Annotated in this window: 12 protein-coding genes; 4 read left to right on the top strand and 8 right to left on the bottom strand. The window is 46.0% G+C overall.

Going from position 1 to position 16,521, the window contains the following annotated elements; genetic code table 11:
- Positions 1-3: 3 nt before the first annotated feature.
- The 7 genes from ABY436_RS14505 to ABY436_RS14475 all read right to left on the bottom strand — a co-directional run bounded on the left by ABY436_RS14505 (position 4) and on the right by ABY436_RS14475 (position 9,314).
- Positions 4-603: a DUF2238 domain-containing protein gene (locus ABY436_RS14505; protein WP_372739665.1), complete on the bottom strand. Its 600-nt coding sequence runs from the start codon at positions 601-603 to the stop codon at positions 4-6.
- 217 nt (positions 604-820) lie between these two features.
- Positions 821-1,351: an OsmC family protein gene (locus tag ABY436_RS14500; RefSeq protein ID WP_372739664.1), complete on the bottom strand. Its 531-nt coding sequence runs from the start codon at positions 1,349-1,351 to the stop codon at positions 821-823.
- Between the two features lie 225 nt (positions 1,352-1,576).
- The gene (gene guaD / locus ABY436_RS14495) at positions 1,577-2,926 is read right to left on the bottom strand and encodes a guanine deaminase (protein WP_372739663.1); all 1,350 of its coding nucleotides are present in this window, start codon (positions 2,924-2,926) and stop codon (positions 1,577-1,579) included.
- Complete coding sequence (gene xdhC, locus ABY436_RS14490; protein ID WP_372739662.1) at positions 2,923-3,777, bottom strand: xanthine dehydrogenase accessory protein XdhC; 855 nt, start codon at positions 3,775-3,777, stop codon at positions 2,923-2,925. The genes guaD and xdhC overlap by 4 nt, the downstream gene beginning before the upstream one ends.
- Positions 3,774-6,155: a xanthine dehydrogenase molybdopterin binding subunit gene (xdhB, locus tag ABY436_RS14485; protein ID WP_372739661.1), complete on the bottom strand. Its 2,382-nt coding sequence runs from the start codon at positions 6,153-6,155 to the stop codon at positions 3,774-3,776. Before xdhB ends, xdhC begins: the two co-directional genes overlap by 4 nt.
- Positions 6,148-7,704, bottom strand: coding sequence for a xanthine dehydrogenase small subunit (gene xdhA / locus ABY436_RS14480; protein ID WP_372739660.1), 1,557 nt, complete (start codon positions 7,702-7,704; stop codon positions 6,148-6,150). The genes xdhB and xdhA overlap by 8 nt, the downstream gene beginning before the upstream one ends.
- A 185-nt stretch (positions 7,705-7,889) precedes the next feature.
- Positions 7,890-9,314, bottom strand: coding sequence for a PLP-dependent aminotransferase family protein (locus tag ABY436_RS14475; protein WP_372739659.1), 1,425 nt, complete (start codon positions 9,312-9,314; stop codon positions 7,890-7,892).
- 193 nt (positions 9,315-9,507) lie between these two features.
- On the opposite strand from ABY436_RS14475, the gene ABY436_RS14470 reads away from it, so the two are divergent.
- The 4 genes from ABY436_RS14470 to ABY436_RS14455 all read left to right on the top strand — a co-directional run bounded on the left by ABY436_RS14470 (position 9,508) and on the right by ABY436_RS14455 (position 15,395).
- The gene (locus ABY436_RS14470; RefSeq protein WP_372739658.1) at positions 9,508-9,678 is read left to right on the top strand and encodes a DUF1127 domain-containing protein; all 171 of its coding nucleotides are present in this window, start codon (positions 9,508-9,510) and stop codon (positions 9,676-9,678) included.
- Positions 9,679-9,952: 274 nt separating this feature from the next.
- Positions 9,953-10,555 (top strand): CBS domain-containing protein, encoded by a 603-nt coding sequence (locus ABY436_RS14465; protein ID WP_372739657.1) that lies wholly within the window; start codon positions 9,953-9,955, stop codon positions 10,553-10,555.
- A 170-nt stretch (positions 10,556-10,725) separates the two neighbouring features.
- Positions 10,726-11,883, top strand: coding sequence for a type III PLP-dependent enzyme (locus ABY436_RS14460; protein ID WP_372739656.1), 1,158 nt, complete (start codon positions 10,726-10,728; stop codon positions 11,881-11,883).
- A 266-nt stretch (positions 11,884-12,149) separates the two neighbouring features.
- On the top strand, positions 12,150-15,395 hold the full coding sequence (locus ABY436_RS14455) for an EAL domain-containing protein (RefSeq protein ID WP_372739655.1): 3,246 nt from the start codon (positions 12,150-12,152) through the stop codon (positions 15,393-15,395).
- A gap of 25 nt (positions 15,396-15,420) precedes the next feature.
- Here the strand turns inward: ABY436_RS14455 and ABY436_RS14450 are convergent, their stop codons facing one another.
- Positions 15,421-16,062 carry a TatD family nuclease-associated radical SAM protein gene (locus tag ABY436_RS14450; protein WP_372739654.1) on the bottom strand — a complete coding sequence of 214 codons (642 nt, stop codon included), beginning with the start codon at positions 16,060-16,062 and terminating at the stop codon, positions 15,421-15,423.
- Positions 16,063-16,521: the final 459 nt, after the last annotated feature.

Raw genomic sequence — 16,521 nt, 5'->3', positions numbered from 1 at the left:
TTATCAGTTCTGTAGTTTTTGGTCTGGTCGGTAAAAGTACAAGAGTACAAGCGAGCTGATAGCTCCTAACGTATCGGATAACATATCTTTTTGAGCATCCCAGATATCACCTTGCGAACCTAAGAACTCAACACCTGCATCACCACCTTCGAGCGCAGCATACCACCATTCAATAATTTCATAAGCGGCAGCAACACTCATAATGAAGAACAAGCTAAATGTCATGGCTAATTTAAAACCGCAATAGCCTTTACGTAATAACCACTCGGCCATCGCAAACGCATAAAATCCGATGGTAAAGTGGCCTATGCGATCAAAATGATTGCGCTCAGCGCCCAGCAGCTCCGTTACCCAGCCAAAAGGGACATTGGCAAATGTGTAATGCCCGCCAACCGTATGCCAAAAGATCCAGATAAAAACCAACCCATAAGCCAGATTACTGAAGCGGAATAGGTGGAACGTAAACACAAAAGTCAGGAAGATCACAACGACAGGGATGATCTCTGCGATCCACACATCACGTGAAACCGGGTTGATAGCCAACACAATCGAAAAAATCAGATAGGTTCCAGCAAGGATATGTGGAAAATATTTACTAATCATTAATAGAGGCTCTTCAGGGCAGGTGTCATCAGAATCGCTTTGTACCACTAATTAGATGTTAACTTCCAACAAATGGCAAGGGTTACAAACGTACAGTTTAGCATCACGGCTGGAGTTGATGTCGAAAACAAGCTATCCATTACTATGGCTGATATAAGTGCGAAATTGGCTGGGTAGTTCTACCCTGCAGTGCGCGACAGAGTAGTGTTGCCAGAAGCTAAGCAGTAGTAAATACTGTTTCCACTGGTGGTGGGTTACGTAAAGTTTGTTGTACTACACAGCATCGCTCTGCGCCTATTTGTAGTTTCTGCAGCATGGTAGGATCGGTGCCTTCTTTGGCACGTAGCTGGACTGTGCATCGTATGTTTTGAAAACCTACCGGGACGCTCTTTTCTATACCCATTGCGCCACGTACATCTACTGTTGCTTCGACGTCTACTTGAAGAAATTTCAGTTCGATTCCTAATAAATTAGCCACCATACGGATGGAAGAATCTTGGCAGGCGGCCAGTGCTGCACATAGCATATCGCCGGGTGTGGGGGCATCGTGCAAGCCACCCAGTGCGCGGTGGACACCAATAGGCACATTTACACCACAGCCTTGCATCGGTTCAACTATTGAGTGAAAGGGATCGCTGGCATCTGGACCGGAGGTTCGGGCATGATCCGTTACCATGGCTGTATCAGGCGATGCTTTGTATTGAGCACGCAGAGGCTGTTGCGCTTCATTAACGCTTACGTTTTTCATGATTTATTCCCGCTATCTCGTTCGTTGAACCGTATTTAGCAGAAAGGACAACTTAAACTCTTTCTTTCAGTGACTATTTATTAAAGAAAGCTCTATAACTGATGCTTTCTACTATAAAAGACTGTTTATTATAAAACGCTGTTTTCACCATAGCGCTGCAGTGCTCAGTGTGCAATAGCTTGGGCGCATGTGCTACGGATGACTCGGTGATGGTTAAGCAGGTGATCACTGAGATGATGCCTCCCCCCGAGAGTGTAGCGCTTTCCCCATCACATATGTCGCTTTAATGGCACGGTCATCACCGAGTGTCATCAGTACGAATAAGCGTTCTTCAATTGAGGTTGTTTGTTGCATGCGATACGCCATAAGCGGCGTCGCGTGGTAGTCGAGTACGGCAAAATCGGCTTCTGTACCGGGCTGTAAGGTGCCGATTTTATCATCTAGTTTAAGTGCGCGTGCGCCGCCGAGAGTCGCCAGGTAGAGGGATTTAAACGGGTTGAGTTTTTTGCCCTGTAACTGCATAACTTTATAGGCCTCGTTGAGGGTTTGCAGCATCGAAAAGCTGGTGCCTGCGCCTACGTCAGTACCGAGTCCTACTTTAATATTGTGTTGCTCTGCTTTGGCCAGATCAAACAATCCGCTGCCTAAAAATAGATTGGACGTCGGGCAAAAGGCGAGGGCAGAGTCGCTTTCGGCCAGGCGTTTACATTCGTCATCACACAGGTGTACGCCATGGGCAAAGACAGAACGCTCGCCTAATAAGTTAAAATGGTCATATACATCTAAGTAGCCGCTTTGATTAGGAAACAGCGCTTTAACCCATTCTATTTCTTGTCTGTTTTCGCTCAAATGAGTATGCATATACAGCTGCGGATACTCGGTCAGCAGTTTACCGGCTAATGTGAGCTGTTGATCGCTGCTGGTGGGCGCAAACCGGGGAGTCACGGCGTAGTGCAGCCGACCTTTGCCATGCCAGCGTTCGATCAGCCTTTTGCTGTCGTGATAGCTACTTTCTGCTGTGTCGGTGAGTGTCTCTGGTGCATTACGGTCCATCATGACTTTACCGGCGATCATCCGCAGGTTACGGCTTTCTGCCGCCTCAAAAAAAGCATCGACTGATTGCGGGTGCACCGTGCCAAATACCAATGCTGTGGTGGTGCCGTTGCGCAGTAGTTCGTTTAAAAAGATCTCTGCGACGTTACCCGCGTAGTCTTTATCCGCAAATTTGTCTTCTTCAGGAAAGGTGTAGTTATTCAGCCAGTCGAGTAGTTGTTCACCGTAAGAGGCGATCATGCCAGTTTGCGGGTAGTGAATATGCGTATCGACAAAGCCTGGTGTGATCAGTGCGTTTTTGTAAACAGTGATGTGTGTATCACCGGCCAAAGTAGCGAGTAAGGTTTCAGCGGGGCCTACTGCTTTGATGAGTCCGTTTTCTACGATGAGCAGGCCGTCCTCAAAGTATTGATAGCTGGTATCTATGCCGACCCTTGCCGGATCATCAAGCGTATGAATGATGGCGGCACGGTATGCGTGAGCACGAGGCTGAAAGAGAGAGTCTGAAGAAGTTTTTATCATCGGTTGTGTGCCAGGGATGCTGTGCGTTGGGGCAGGATGCTGGTTATATTTTTGTCGGGTGTAGGGCTTTTCGTTTTATTGCCGGTGGCGGTTGTCTGGTAATGGGCAATAAGCTCGGCAGCTATGGAGACAGCAATTTCGCCGGGGAGTTTGCCGCAGACCCCGGCCAGACCTACCGGGCAATGTAACTGTCTAATACTGTTTTCATCAAAGCCTTTGTGGCGCAGGCGATGTTCGAATTTACGCCGTTTGGTGTTTGATCCGATCATGCCGAGGTAACGGTAGTCATCGCGTTTCAGAAGCGCTTCTATCAATGCCAGGTCCAGCTGGTGGTTATGAGTCATTACTAAGCAGTAGCTGAAAGCGGGCAGGTCAGGTACTTCATCTACGGGTTCTTCAGATACACAATGGGTGACATTAGGCGGCAACACGGCGGGAAATTGTTCAGCGCGGTTATCTATCCAGGTGACTTGGCAGGGAAGGTTGCCCAACAAAGGGACTAACGCTTTAGCCACATGCCCTGCACCAAAGAGCGCAATATGTAATGCAGGCGGGTTGATGGGTTCAAATAACAGTTGGATTGTGCCGCCACAGCATTGTCCAAGGCTGGCGCCTAATGCGTAGCTCTCAAGCTCCGCACTGCTGCAGTGTGCTGCTAATCGCTGGCGGGCTTGTTTGATTACCTTGTGTTCGAGATGGCCACCTCCGATGGTTTCGTATGTATCTTCTGCGGTGACAATCATCTTAGTACCCGCATCACGGGGTGTTGATCCGCGGTTTGCAACGACGGTAATCAGAATCGCCGCTGTGCCTTCGTTGTTGAGGCGATTAAGCGTATTCAGCCAGTTCATGACTCCTGCTCCGCCGCCATTTGTTGACGTAATGCTGTTACGCCCATGAGGACTTTTTCTGGTGTCGCAGGGGCATCTATCGGCGGATGAATTCGATAACCCGATAAGCTGGATACCGCATCTTTAATTGCCGACCATACTGAAATACTCAGCATAAAGGGTGGCTCGCCGACGGCTTTAGAATGAAATACGGTATCTTCTGGGTTTTTACGGTTCTCGATTAGCTTAACCCGAAAATCCAGAGGGGTATCCGCAATCGCTGGAATTTTGTAGCTGGCAGGGCCATTGGTCATAAGCTTGCCTTGCTCGTTCCATACCAGCTCTTCGCTGGTTAACCAGCCCATGCCCTGAATAAAGCCGCCTTCAACTTGTCCAATATCGATGGAAGGGTTCAGCGACGCACCTACATCATGGAGAATATCGGTGCGCAATACTTTATATTCGCCGGTCAATGTATCAATAACGACTTCTGAGCAGGCTGCGCCGTATGCAAAATAGTAGAAAGGATGGCCGCTGGCTTTGTCACGATCATAAAAAATTTTAGGCGTTTTATAAAAACCGCTGCTAGAGAGTGAAACTTGCGCAAAGTAAGCAAGTTGCACCAAATCATTAAAGCTGATGAGCTGCTCGCCTGCTTGAATCAGATTGTTATTGAATCTGATCTCGGTAATATCCACGCCAAAATGTGCGGCGGCAAAGTCGCTGAGACGTTTTTTGAGGATGCGAGCTGCGGCCTGTGCTGCTTTGCCGTTCAGGTCTGCTCCAGAAGAGGCGGCTGTTGGGGATGTATTGGGTACTTTCCCGGTATTAGTTGCGGTGATCTGGATACGTTCCAAATCGACCTGAAATTCCTCGGCTACTATCTGTGCCACCTTAGTGTTGAGTCCCTGGCCCATCTCTGTGCCGCCATGATTCAGGTGAATACTGCCATCGGTGTAGATGTGAATAAGCGCCCCGGCTTGATTCAGAAAGGTAGCGGTAAAGGATATGCCGAATTTAACCGGCGTGAGTGCAATCCCTTTTTTTAGGATGTAACTGGATTGGTTAAACTGCTTAATTGCCGTGCGACGTTCGGCGTAACGGGAACTTTGTTCCAGGTCGCTTATTATTTCGTCCAGTAAATTCTCTTCTACCGTTTGCTGATAGTGAGTGATATTGCGTTCGGTTTTGCCGTAAAAGTTACGCTTACGAATCTCCAGCGGGTCTTTATCTAAATGTCGGGCGATATGATCCATCACATTTTCAATCGCTAGCATGCCCTGCGGACCACCAAAACCCCGAAAGGCAGTATTGGAGGCAAGGTTGGTTTTGCAACGATGGCCGGTAATGAGTGCATCGCTTAAGTAATACGCATTATCAGAGTGGAACATGGCCCGATCGACGATGGAACCCGACAGGTCTGCTGAATAGCCGCAGTTACCAGCCAGTTGCATATCCATGCCTTGTAGCCTGCCCGTATCATCAAAACCGACATCATATTTAATATAAAAAGGGTGGCGTTTGCCGGTCATCATCATATCGTCAATACGTGGCAGACGCATTTTTACGGGTTGTCCTGTGATGTTTGCCACCACAGCCGCCATACACGCAGGGCCTGCTGCTTGAGTTTCTTTGCCACCAAAGCCGCCGCCCATGCGGCGCATATCAACAACAACCTTACTCATGGGCAGGTCGAGTACGCTGGCGACCAGTTTTTGTATTTCGCTCGGGTGCTGTGTAGAGCAGTACACCAGCATGCCACCGTCTTCCGTTGGCATCACGGAAGAGACTTGTGTCTCGAGGTAAAAATGCTCTTGCCCGCCAATATGCAGTTCGCCTTGTAAGCGATGCCTGGCGTTTTGCAGCGCTTTCTCCGCATCGCCGCGTTTGTGCTGGTGGCTTTCTTGAACAAATTGTTTGTTGTCGAGCGCCTGTTTTACATCCAGTACAGCGGGTAGCGGTGAATATTCGATAATGGCAGCATTGGCCGCTTGCCTTGCAATATTGAGTGAGTTGGCCGCAACCGCAAGTATCGGCTGGCCCAGATATTCGACAACGCCATCTGCCAGCAAGGGGTCTCCGGCAAACACGGCGCCTATATCCAGTTTTCCGGGTACATCTTTAGCGGTAATGACACAGACAACGCCGGGAATCTCGTCACAGGGGGAGGTGTCTATTTTTACAATAGTGGCATGTGCCTGTTCGCTGAGGCGTGCATATAAATGTAGCTGGTTAGGATATTCTAAACGATCATCTACATATAGAGCTTCGCCGCTGACATGCTTTGCCGCACTTTCATGTGGAATCTTCTTACCTACACCGTTTTTCAAATCCTGTGTAAGTTGCTGTTCCAACTCTGCCCTGGATTTAACGGGGGGAGGAGACGCTTGCTTAGACATAATCCGTCACCCTGATTGGTATATGGGTCAGCGTATGGGTTGGGTTACGGTTTGCAGTGTTGTTTGGCTTAAGGGCTGATTGTGACTCTATCCAGCATTTTAGCAGTATATTCTGTGCTGCCTGCATGCGGTAATCCGCACTGGCGCGAAAGTCGGACAGGGGGGTAAAGTCTTGTTGTAAGGCATCCATTGCCTGATGAATCGTCGTTTCTGCCCATGCCTGATTGAGTAAGGCTTGTTCGCAATGGCTGGCGCGCTTAGGGATGGCCGCCATGCCACCAAACGCAATAATGGCGCTGCTAACCCGGCCATGGTTTATCTTGATATGGATAGCAGCGCACACAGCCGAGATATCATCGTCGAGTCGCTTCGATAGCTTATAAACACGATAGATAGAGTCGTGCGGTTTACGTGGAAGAATAATCTTTTCGATATATTCACCTTGCGCCAGTTGCGTTTTTCGATAATCAACAAAGAACTCATCAATCGGCAGAAAGCGCCTTACTCCGGCTATACGTAACTGCAACATAGCGCCTGCGGCGATGAGTGCAGGAGGTGCATCTCCAATCGGAGAGGCATTGGCGATATTTCCTCCGAGCGTGCCTTGGTTGCGAATTTGCAGTGAAGCAAAACGTTTTAATAAATGACCAAAGTCCGGATATTCTTCAGCAATCACCGAATGGCATTGGCTGAGGGGAACGGCAGCGCCGATCTCGATATGGGATGCAGTGAGGTTTATCTGTTTGAGTGTGGCGATTCCTCCCAGATAGATGAGTGTAGTAAACGATTGATATTTTTGGGTTATGTCCAGCACTAAGTCAGTGCCACCGGCCAGAAGCTGAGCGGCAGGATGTTGCTGTAATAATTCATCCAGTTCTTGCAGTGTGGTCGGTGAAAAGGCTGTTTTTAATGTGTGCGTGGCGCTGTGTTGCGCGTTGCTGATTGCATGGCATTGGACAGGCCGGATGCTATTCAGAGTGTCTATTGTCTGCTGCCGTTGTTGGTCAAATTTGTCTGCGTGATGGTGGTTGCCGATCTCTTTTGCTGCATTCATTATGGGCTGGTAACCCGTGCAGCGGCATAGGTTGCCGGCTAGCGCTTCTAAAACTTCGGCTTTGTTGAATTCAACACAGGGGTTGTTTTGCAGAGCGTGTTTTTGCAAGGCATTTTTTTGCGAGGCATTTTTTTGATAGGCAAACAGTGACATGACTATGCCCGGTGTGCAAAAACCGCATTGTGAGCCGTGATGGTCAACCATCGCCTGTTGTACGCCATGTAGCTGATCAGCCTCTTTTAAATCTTCAACGGTCAGTAATTGTTTGCCATGCAGGGCAGGCAGCAGCGTCAGGCAACTGTTAATTGAGCGATAGGCTAGCTGGCCATTTTCCACTTCTGCTAATACGACGGTACAGGCTCCACAGTCGCCGGATGCACAGCCTTCTTTGGTACCTATGCGATCCTGTACATTGCGTAAGTAGTTGAGCACAGTCGTATTGGGGTCGATCGTGCTAATAGATTGCCGTTCATTGTTGAGTAGAAAATGGATCATTAACGGCTCCTCTTTGCGGCTTTATCAGACAATATCAGACACCTAAGTCTGTTTAAGCATATTATCTTTCTGATTTTTTGGTCAAGTAATTGTGCTTTTGAGTGTCTTTATGATGAGCAGCCGTTAGTGGTTTTTATTTATACCGTTATCTTACATAAAAGTTTTGGTTTGGCTTCTCTCAACCATTAAGACGATTCTGAAACCATCTCTTGTATGCAGGTGGCGACCTGTTTTATTGCGTTCTCATTCTTTTCTGATGGCTTATCAGTAAAGTTAAGACGCATACAGTTGCGGTATTTGCCGGAGGCAGAAAATAACACGCCTGGTGCTATGCTGACTCCTCGCTTCATGGTGCGCTGGTTAAGCTCTACGGTGTCGATATCTGCAGGCAGCTCGACCCACAGCAGGAAGCCGCCTTGGGGATAGCTGATTTTTGTGCCCTTGGGGAAGTACTTTTCAACCCAGCCTATCATCACATCTCTGCTCTGATGATATTTTGCCCGCATTTTACGGATATGACGTTCGTAGCCGCCTTGGGCGATAAACTCGGCTATGCCGTGTTGAGGTAGAGTGGGTGTGCTTGCAGTGACCACATATTTCATGTGCATTACCTGATTAACATAGCGACCGGGGGCAACCCATCCGATCCGCAGGCCAGGTGCGAGTGTTTTTGAAAATGACGAGCATAGCAAGACGCGTCCTTCTGTATCAAAAGACTTGATAGAGGGAGGGCGGGGTGATGTATAGGAAAGATCGCCGTAGATGTCATCTTCTATAATAGGAATGTCGTAACGGGCGGTGAGTTCTAATAAACGCTGTTTGTGCTCAACCGGCATGGTATACCCCAGCGGGTTGTTACAGGTAGGAGTGATCAGTATTGCTTTGACCGGCCATTGCTCCATTGCCAGTTCCAGGGCTTCGATACTAATTCCGGTTTCAGGGTGGGTGGGTATCTCCAGGGCTTTTAGCCCGAGTGCTTTAATAGCCTGCAAGGAGCCATAGAAGCTAGGCGAATCCACAGCGACCACATCGTCTTGTTGAGTGACAGCGCGTAAACTGGCTGACAGTGCTTCCTGGCATCCTGCAGTGGTAATAATATCGTCTGGGTGCAGGCGACAGCCAGAGTCCACCATCAAGCGTGCTATTTGTAAACGCAGGCAATCCGCACCTCTGAGGTCTTCATACGAGAGTATGCTGCCACCGCCGTGCTTGTTTAAATCTGACATGATACGCATTAATGGTTTTAATGTGGGCGCTTCAAGGTCTGGAATGGCGCGGCTGAGCTGCACAATATCTGCCGTTGTACTGGCGCATAGCAGGTTTAACACCTCTTCCCATTGAGACACTTCTATCGGTGTTTGTGTTGGACGGGACAGGTCGGGCAGCTGCTGAGGAGCTTTTTGTCGGTTTTTGACATAAAAACCCGATTTGGGGCGTGATTCAACCCAACCTTGATCTTCCAGTAAACGGTACGCTTCCTGAGCGGTAGATATACTAACTTCATGCGTTAGGCTTAACGCCCGAATCGAAGGTAGTTTCTCTCCGGCTTGATAAAAAGATTGCTCTATACGTTCTTCAATGGCGTGCGCTACTTTTTCATAAAGTTTCATTTTCTTGCCTTCTTTATCGTTTTATAACGACGCGCTGACTCGGTTATACCTGCATGACAGATGTGTTGGAAAATCACCCATACAGTTATCTGTGCTGGTTATCTGTATTTGTCTAAAATAATTGAAGCTGAATCTGTAATGAATTCAGTTTACGGCATACGATATTTATCATCAACTTCAGGAGGGTAAAGTGATGATTATCATTGAAATTTTTAGAAGAATTTTGCAGAGGTTTCGAAAGTTGCAGCAGCGTCAGCGTTCACGCCGTCAACTGGCTGCACTGGATAGTCGCGCTTTGAAGGATATTGGGCTCAGTCCTGAAGATGCTTTGTCAGAAGCACAGAGGCCGTTTTGGCGTGGATAGTAGTGAACAGAAAACCGCTGTCATTTAGTGGGAACCCTTTTGCTACGCTATGACTCCGGCTGAGGTATTTAGCAGTGCTCTAGTAATGTCCGGGGGATCATTTTATTTATATAATGCTTAAGGCTAAAGATGGCTTTTCCGGCGCGTATAACAGGTGACCTTTTTTAAAAATCTGTCTATGCTGTTGTTATTAGGTGTTATTAGGTGTTATTAGGTGTTATTAGATCATCCTACCAGACTTCATACTCTAAAAATAACAGAAAGGAGTTCACCGATGCTGGAATCATTTCGTCACATTCGTTTACAGGAGATAGCTGATGTAAAGCATCTTCTTTCCCCGGAGCAACTCCAGGCTCCTATCGGTTTAACCAGTCCGTCTACCGATATAATGACAGATTTTGAGAAAGTAGAGCCGGTCAAAGTTTCTCAGGAAGTTCAGGTTGATGAAGCGCTTGAGTGGATGAAAAACCAGCATGTAAGGCTGTTGTTTGCCACCGATAAAAATAATGCTCTCACCGGGGTGATTACTGCACGCGATATTATGGGGAGCCGAGTGATGTCTTATATGCAGACACACGGTATTCCTCGTGAGTATGTGCTGGTGAAACATGTCATGGTAGCAAAAGAGCAATTACAGGCGCTTACCTTCGAGCAGTTACAGCATTCAAAAATAGGTGATGTCATGCTGACCCTTAAAGATTCAGGAGAACAGCATATATTAGTCATTGATGAAGGTTTAGCGGGGGTGAAACGGATTCGCGGTATTATCTCAGCAAGTGATGTGTCCAGAAAGCTGAAAATAGGCTTTGATATCATGTATGAGGCTAAGTCTTTTGCAGAGATTGAGCGGGTTGTAACGCATGGCGGCGGAATTTAATTCTCCAGTATATTGCTATCATTTACGTTTAATTTATACTCGCGAAAGTGCTAGGCGTTAACGCTGTTTGCTAGTAGATTTATAAGGTTGCAGTTTAGCCCGTAAAGGATATCTGGTACGGGCATTTACCATGAAAATTTTAGAAAGTTAATTGTGAGGTGATATAAGTAGTGAAACATCCAGAAAATTTATCTCCTGAAAATTGGAATAAAATCAAAGCGTTTTCCGACAATAAAGAGACTCCTTTTATTGTTGTAGATTTGAATACAGTGCGTGAAAAGTATGTTGAACTTAAACAAGGCTTTGATTATGCACGCATCTATTACGCGGTAAAGGCAAACCCGGCTAAAGAAGTGCTTAGCTTGCTGGCGGACTTAGGTTCAAATTTTGATATTGCTTCAATTTATGAATTAGATAAAGTTCTGGAGTGCAATGTTTCAGCTGATCGCTGCAGCTTTGGTAATACCATTAAAAAACGTAAAGATATAGCTTATTTTTATGAGAAAGGCGTGCGTCTTTTTTCTACAGATTCAGAAGCTGACTTGCGCAACATTGCAGAATTTGCTCCGGGTTCGCGTATCTATGTTCGCATCTTAACAGAAGGCTCTGAAGGTGCTGACTGGCCTTTATCACGTAAATTTGGCTGTAGTCCTGAAATGGCTATTGAATTAGCGGCGTTGGCTAAAGAGTTGGGTTTAGATCCTTATGGTATATCCTTCCATGTGGGTTCTCAGCAGCGTGAAATTGATGCCTGGGATGGCGCTATTGCTAAAGTAAAAGTTGTTTTTGAGCGGTTGTTCAGTGAACATGGCATCGCTTTAAAAATGATTAACATGGGCGGCGGTTTTCCCGCCCAGTATATTCAGAAAACAAACGATTTCAGCACGTATGTTGAAGAAATAACGCGCTACCTCACAGAAGATTTTCCGGATCTGGTCCCCGAGGTTATTTTGGAGCCAGGCCGTTCTTTATTAGGTGATTCCGGCGTTATCGTATCTGAAATAGTACTTATTTCCAGAAAATCACAAACAGCTATGGAGCGATGGGTCTATACGGATGTTGGTAAGTTTAACGGTCTGATAGAAACCCTGGATGAGTGTATTAAATACCCGCTTTATACGGAATGTGAGGGTGAAGAGGAAGCTGTGGTGCTGGCGGGGCCGACATGTGACAGCATGGATATCATGTACGAAAATCATAAATACGAATTGCCGCTTTCTTTGGAAATAGGTGATCGGTTGTATTGGATGGCCACAGGAGCGTATACCAGTAGTTATTGTTCAGTCGAGTTTAACGGGTTTCCGCCGTTAAAAACTTACTTTATCTAAAAGTATTAGCCATTAGTTTTTAATAAAAAAACGGCCGAAAGAAAATGTCTTTTAGCCGTTTTTTTTTGTCTTATCTTCAGACCTGCGTTTAAATCCTGCCTAAAGACTGCTCATGTGTATGATGGGTGTTATAATTTGCCCTGAAAATAAATCATATTCATCAGATCTGTTGTACATGATTAATACTAAGAATAAATAAAAATGAGCGATCGATGAGTGTAGGTATGTCCGGAAGTATAAATGCCCCCCTGAATAGGATAGGTGTTATGCGAGGGTGCTTTGACATAACTCAGGATCAGTTCAGTATCACGCAATGTGAATCTGACCTCTTTCTTGGTTGTGCACCAATCCTGTGGGGTAAAACGACGTTTTTAACGGCGATGATACACACCGCCGATCTGTCACTTTGGCAGGCAGCGCTGGCACAGTGGCAATCCGAAGGCCGCTTTCCTGAGCTATTAGTCTTACGGATAATGGATAATCAGGGGCGTTTTCAAAAAGTATCTGTTTTATTGGATAGCGTTCTTAATAGCAGCGGGCCATTGCCTGTGGCTGAACAGCAACTCTGTTTGCAATTTCTTGTTACCGGCATACCTGAAAAGTCCAAAGCCATTAGTGAGGATAGCGGTTACAGGCCTTCAGATTATAGGGATAAAGAATCTGTCATTGCGGCGCTTGAGAAGGAGCATCAGCGAGCAAATTATTATCTCGATATGGCCGGTGTCATTTTGGTTACACTGGATCAGGGTGGAAACATAACGTTATTGAATCGTTTTGCGTGTGAATTGTTGAAAACAAACCAACAGGATGCGCTTGGCCTCAACTGGTTCGAGAACTTTCTTCCTGAAAGTGGTAGGCATATTGCAGAATCAGCGTTTAGTCGTTTGATGGACAGCCGTTATTATCCTAACCAACAAGTAGAAAAGCCGGTTGTAACCCGTGGCGGTGAGGAGCGACTGATTCTTTGGTATAACCGTGTGCTTGAAGATCCCAACGGGCAGCGTATCGGGGTTTTGTCGTCGGGTACTGATATCACAGAGCAACGATTATCCGAACAAACGCTACAGATGGAAAAGCAGCGGTTACGGACGTTGATTGACTCGATTCCCGATCTTATTTACTTCAAGAGCAGCGACTCTGTTTTTATTGGATGTAATAAAGCCTTTGAGGCATTTAGTAATAAGTCAGAAGCTGCGTTAGTAGGAAAAACTGATAGTGAGTTGTTTGATGCGGTAACTGCTAATACTTTCCACTACTTTGATAAACAGATGCTGCAAAGTCAGGCACCCTTGCGCCATGATGAATGGGTGACTTATCCTGATGGGCGCCGGGTGCTATTGGATACGTTACGCATACCTCTTTATATTCCCGATATTGATCAGGTAGGTGTGCTGGGTGTCAGTCGTGATATTACGGAACATGCATTGATGAGTAGTCAGTTGTCTCTCGTTAATGCCATGGTTGACCACAGTTTGGACTCGTTAATCTGTAGCTCTCCCGATGAGGATTTCCGGATTATTTATGCAAATGCTGCGGCCCTTAAGCATTTTGGTATTTCGACTGCGGAACTTTACCAAACTCATATTTATGACTGGGATCCCGACTTCCCTAAAAGCCGCTTAAAGCGTCGCTGGAAGACTATTCAGAACAATACAGTCACTCTGGAAACAAAACACCGGCTTCGCAGTGGTGAGGAAGTGCCTATTGAGGTGTCTTCGAGCCATTTTTCATACCACGATAAAAATTATATGATCACTGTTTTTAAAGATATTCGTGATCGTCTTGGTTATGAAGAAGCAGTGAAAATAGCAGAGCACCGTTCACGTTTATTATTAGAGCATAGTAATGAAGGTATTTTCGGCTTGGATAGCAACGGAATTACTACTTTTATTAACCCTGCCGCTGCGATGATGCTTGGTTATGATCCTGATGAACTGATCGGAAAAGATAGCCTTGGATTGATACACCACTCGCATGCAGATGGTACTCCTATTTCTAAAGAGGAGTGCTATATGCTGATGTCAATCAGTAAGGGAAAGAGTTACCGGATAGAAACTGACGTGTTGTGGCGTAAAAATAGTCAGCCATTTCCGGTTGAATACTGGAGTTCGCCTATCTACCTGAATGAAGAAATTGTCGGGTCGGTGGTTACTTTTCATGATATCTCGCATCGCAAGCAGGTAGAGGAGCAGATCAGATACCTGGCATTTCATGATTCATTGACGGGTTTACCGAATCGTCGCCTTTTTCTTGACCGTTTTGAGCATGATATGTTGCAAGGGCGCAGGTCTGGTCAGACTTCAGCGCTGCTTATGATGGATCTGGATCATTTTAAAGAGATTAATGACACGCTCGGTCATCCAGCCGGAGATCAGTTATTGATTGAAGTCGCTCGCAGGATTAAAAAAGTGCTGCGTTCCTGCGATACCTTTGCCCGTTTCGGCGGAGATGAATTTACCGTTTTACAAAGTAATATTCATGACCCGTCAGATATCGCTGCTTTGGCGGAAAAAGTGATTGGATGTTTCGATTACTTTTTTGATGTGGCGGGTAATAAACTTAAGACCAATACCAGCATAGGGATTGTTATTTGTGATGCCGATGTCTCTGTTGATGATCTGATCTCGCGTGCTGATGTTGCTTTGTACCGAGCCAAAGAGCAGGGCCGGGGGCGCTATGTTTTTTATCAGTCAGAGATGACAGAGCGTGTTCAAAAGGAAGCCGAATTGGCGCATATGCTTAGCAGTGCTCGGTTTTTGCAACAGCTTTACATGGTCTATCAGCCACAGTTTGATTGTGAAAGTGGTTTGTTAGTTGGATTTGAAGCGCTGCTGCGTTGGGCACATCCTGAGCAGGGAATTATCTCTCCTTTAACCTTTATTCCTGTCGCTGAGAAGCGCGGGATGATTGATGATATTGGCATCTGGGTAGCACAGCACGTGTGCATCGAAGTCAGTCAATGGCTGGAAGCTGGACTGGATTTCGGAACGGTATCGTTTAACCTTTCCCCTGTACAATTACGTAGTGAAAAAGGTATTGCACGTCTTTTATCCTTGCTCAAGGATTCAGGTATTCCTCTGCATCATTTTGAGGTCGAAATTACTGAATCCGCATGTATGGATGCGTCAGAAAAGACGATTGAATTGCTAGAGAATTATGTTAAACATGGCTTACGCATCGCCATTGATGATTTCGGTACGGGCTACTCTTCATTAGTTACCCTGCGAAAACTCAGTGCCTGTCGGTTAAAAATTGACCGAAGTTTTATTCGTGACATGTTACATGATGTAAACGATGAAATGATTGTAAAAGCAACGATTGCTCTGGCGCAGTCCTTGGGATTGGAAGTTGTTGCGGAAGGTGTGGAGTCACAAGAGCAAATGGCGGCACTAAAAGATCAAGGGTGTAATATTGTGCAGGGCTATTTTTTGGGCTCTCCTATGACGCGTCAAGACACTGTTATATTTTTACAAATCCTCTGCAGTAAATATAAATCTCAATATAAAACATAAGCTTAAATGAGTTGCTCGAAAGTTTTTAGCCTACAATGTCGAGCATTCTGGCTTTGAACTTCGCATTGCGTGCAGCAGCGAGCGCTTCACACGCATGAATGTCTACCCCTTCTAAACCATCGATAGCTGTGGCGGTAACGTCCGGTATCGATTGCGCTGCATCCTCTATAAATGAAAGTACGGCAGGAAAACTATGTGGCAAGCCAGGCACGCAATGCTGTTTATAGAGATGTTCGTTTTGTGCATTGAGTGAAATTGAGATTGCATCAATACAGGTGGCGAGCAATGGAATGACATTTTTCTTATGAAATAAGTTAGCTAACCCGTCAGTGTTTAAGCGTGTTTTGCCGTTGTTTGCTTTTATAGCACTTGCTATTTCAATTAATGCATTGAGGCGTAGGGTGGGCTCTCCGTACCCGCAAAAAACGACTTCTTCATATTGAGCAGGGTCTCCAATAAGGTCGATTATTTTTTGCACATCAGGGCGCTCAGACAACGTAAGGTTGTAATCATGAACGTCCTTACTGCCATTATGTTTAGGGCAAAAACGGCAGGCAAGGGTGCAGCGGTCAGTTAAGTTGACGTATAAACGATTGTCGATAGTATAAACAAGCGTATCGGCTTCAGCGTGACATTCACGTTTCGCGGGGTTGGGTCTGGATATCACCTGAGTAGCTCCTTTGTTGCGATACGCTTATTTTAGTCTTGCGTCAATCAAGCGTAATTGACAGGTATCAATAACTCCGATTATTGAGGAGTACTGATCAGGATAAACATGGCTGTATTACAGTTGATAAAGTTTTGTCTTTTATCTTGAAATTGTGCGCAGGAGTGTAATAGGGAAGTGACGAAATGTGGGAAAGAGTGCGTAGTGAATAGTGATAGTATGCGACAGGAATACTTGCCGAATATTCTTGGTATAAAAAAAGCCGCTGAAGTCAGCGGCCTTATTAAGCGAATACAGCTGAGCTGTATTAAAGGTTACGTGTAGTAGCTCAGACTTGATCTGACAGTTACCCGTTCTCAAACGATGCCTGTCAGTTTAGATTTGAGCTAAGTTTTTCTCAGCCCAAATCGATTTACCATCATGCAATGTATCCATCGGTGTTCTACCGCAACACATTTT

The organism is Neptunomonas sp., assembly GCF_041601355.1.
Classification (GTDB): domain Bacteria; phylum Pseudomonadota; class Gammaproteobacteria; order Pseudomonadales; family Balneatricaceae; genus Neptunomonas.
This window is presented reverse-complemented; position numbering and strand designations above follow the sequence as displayed.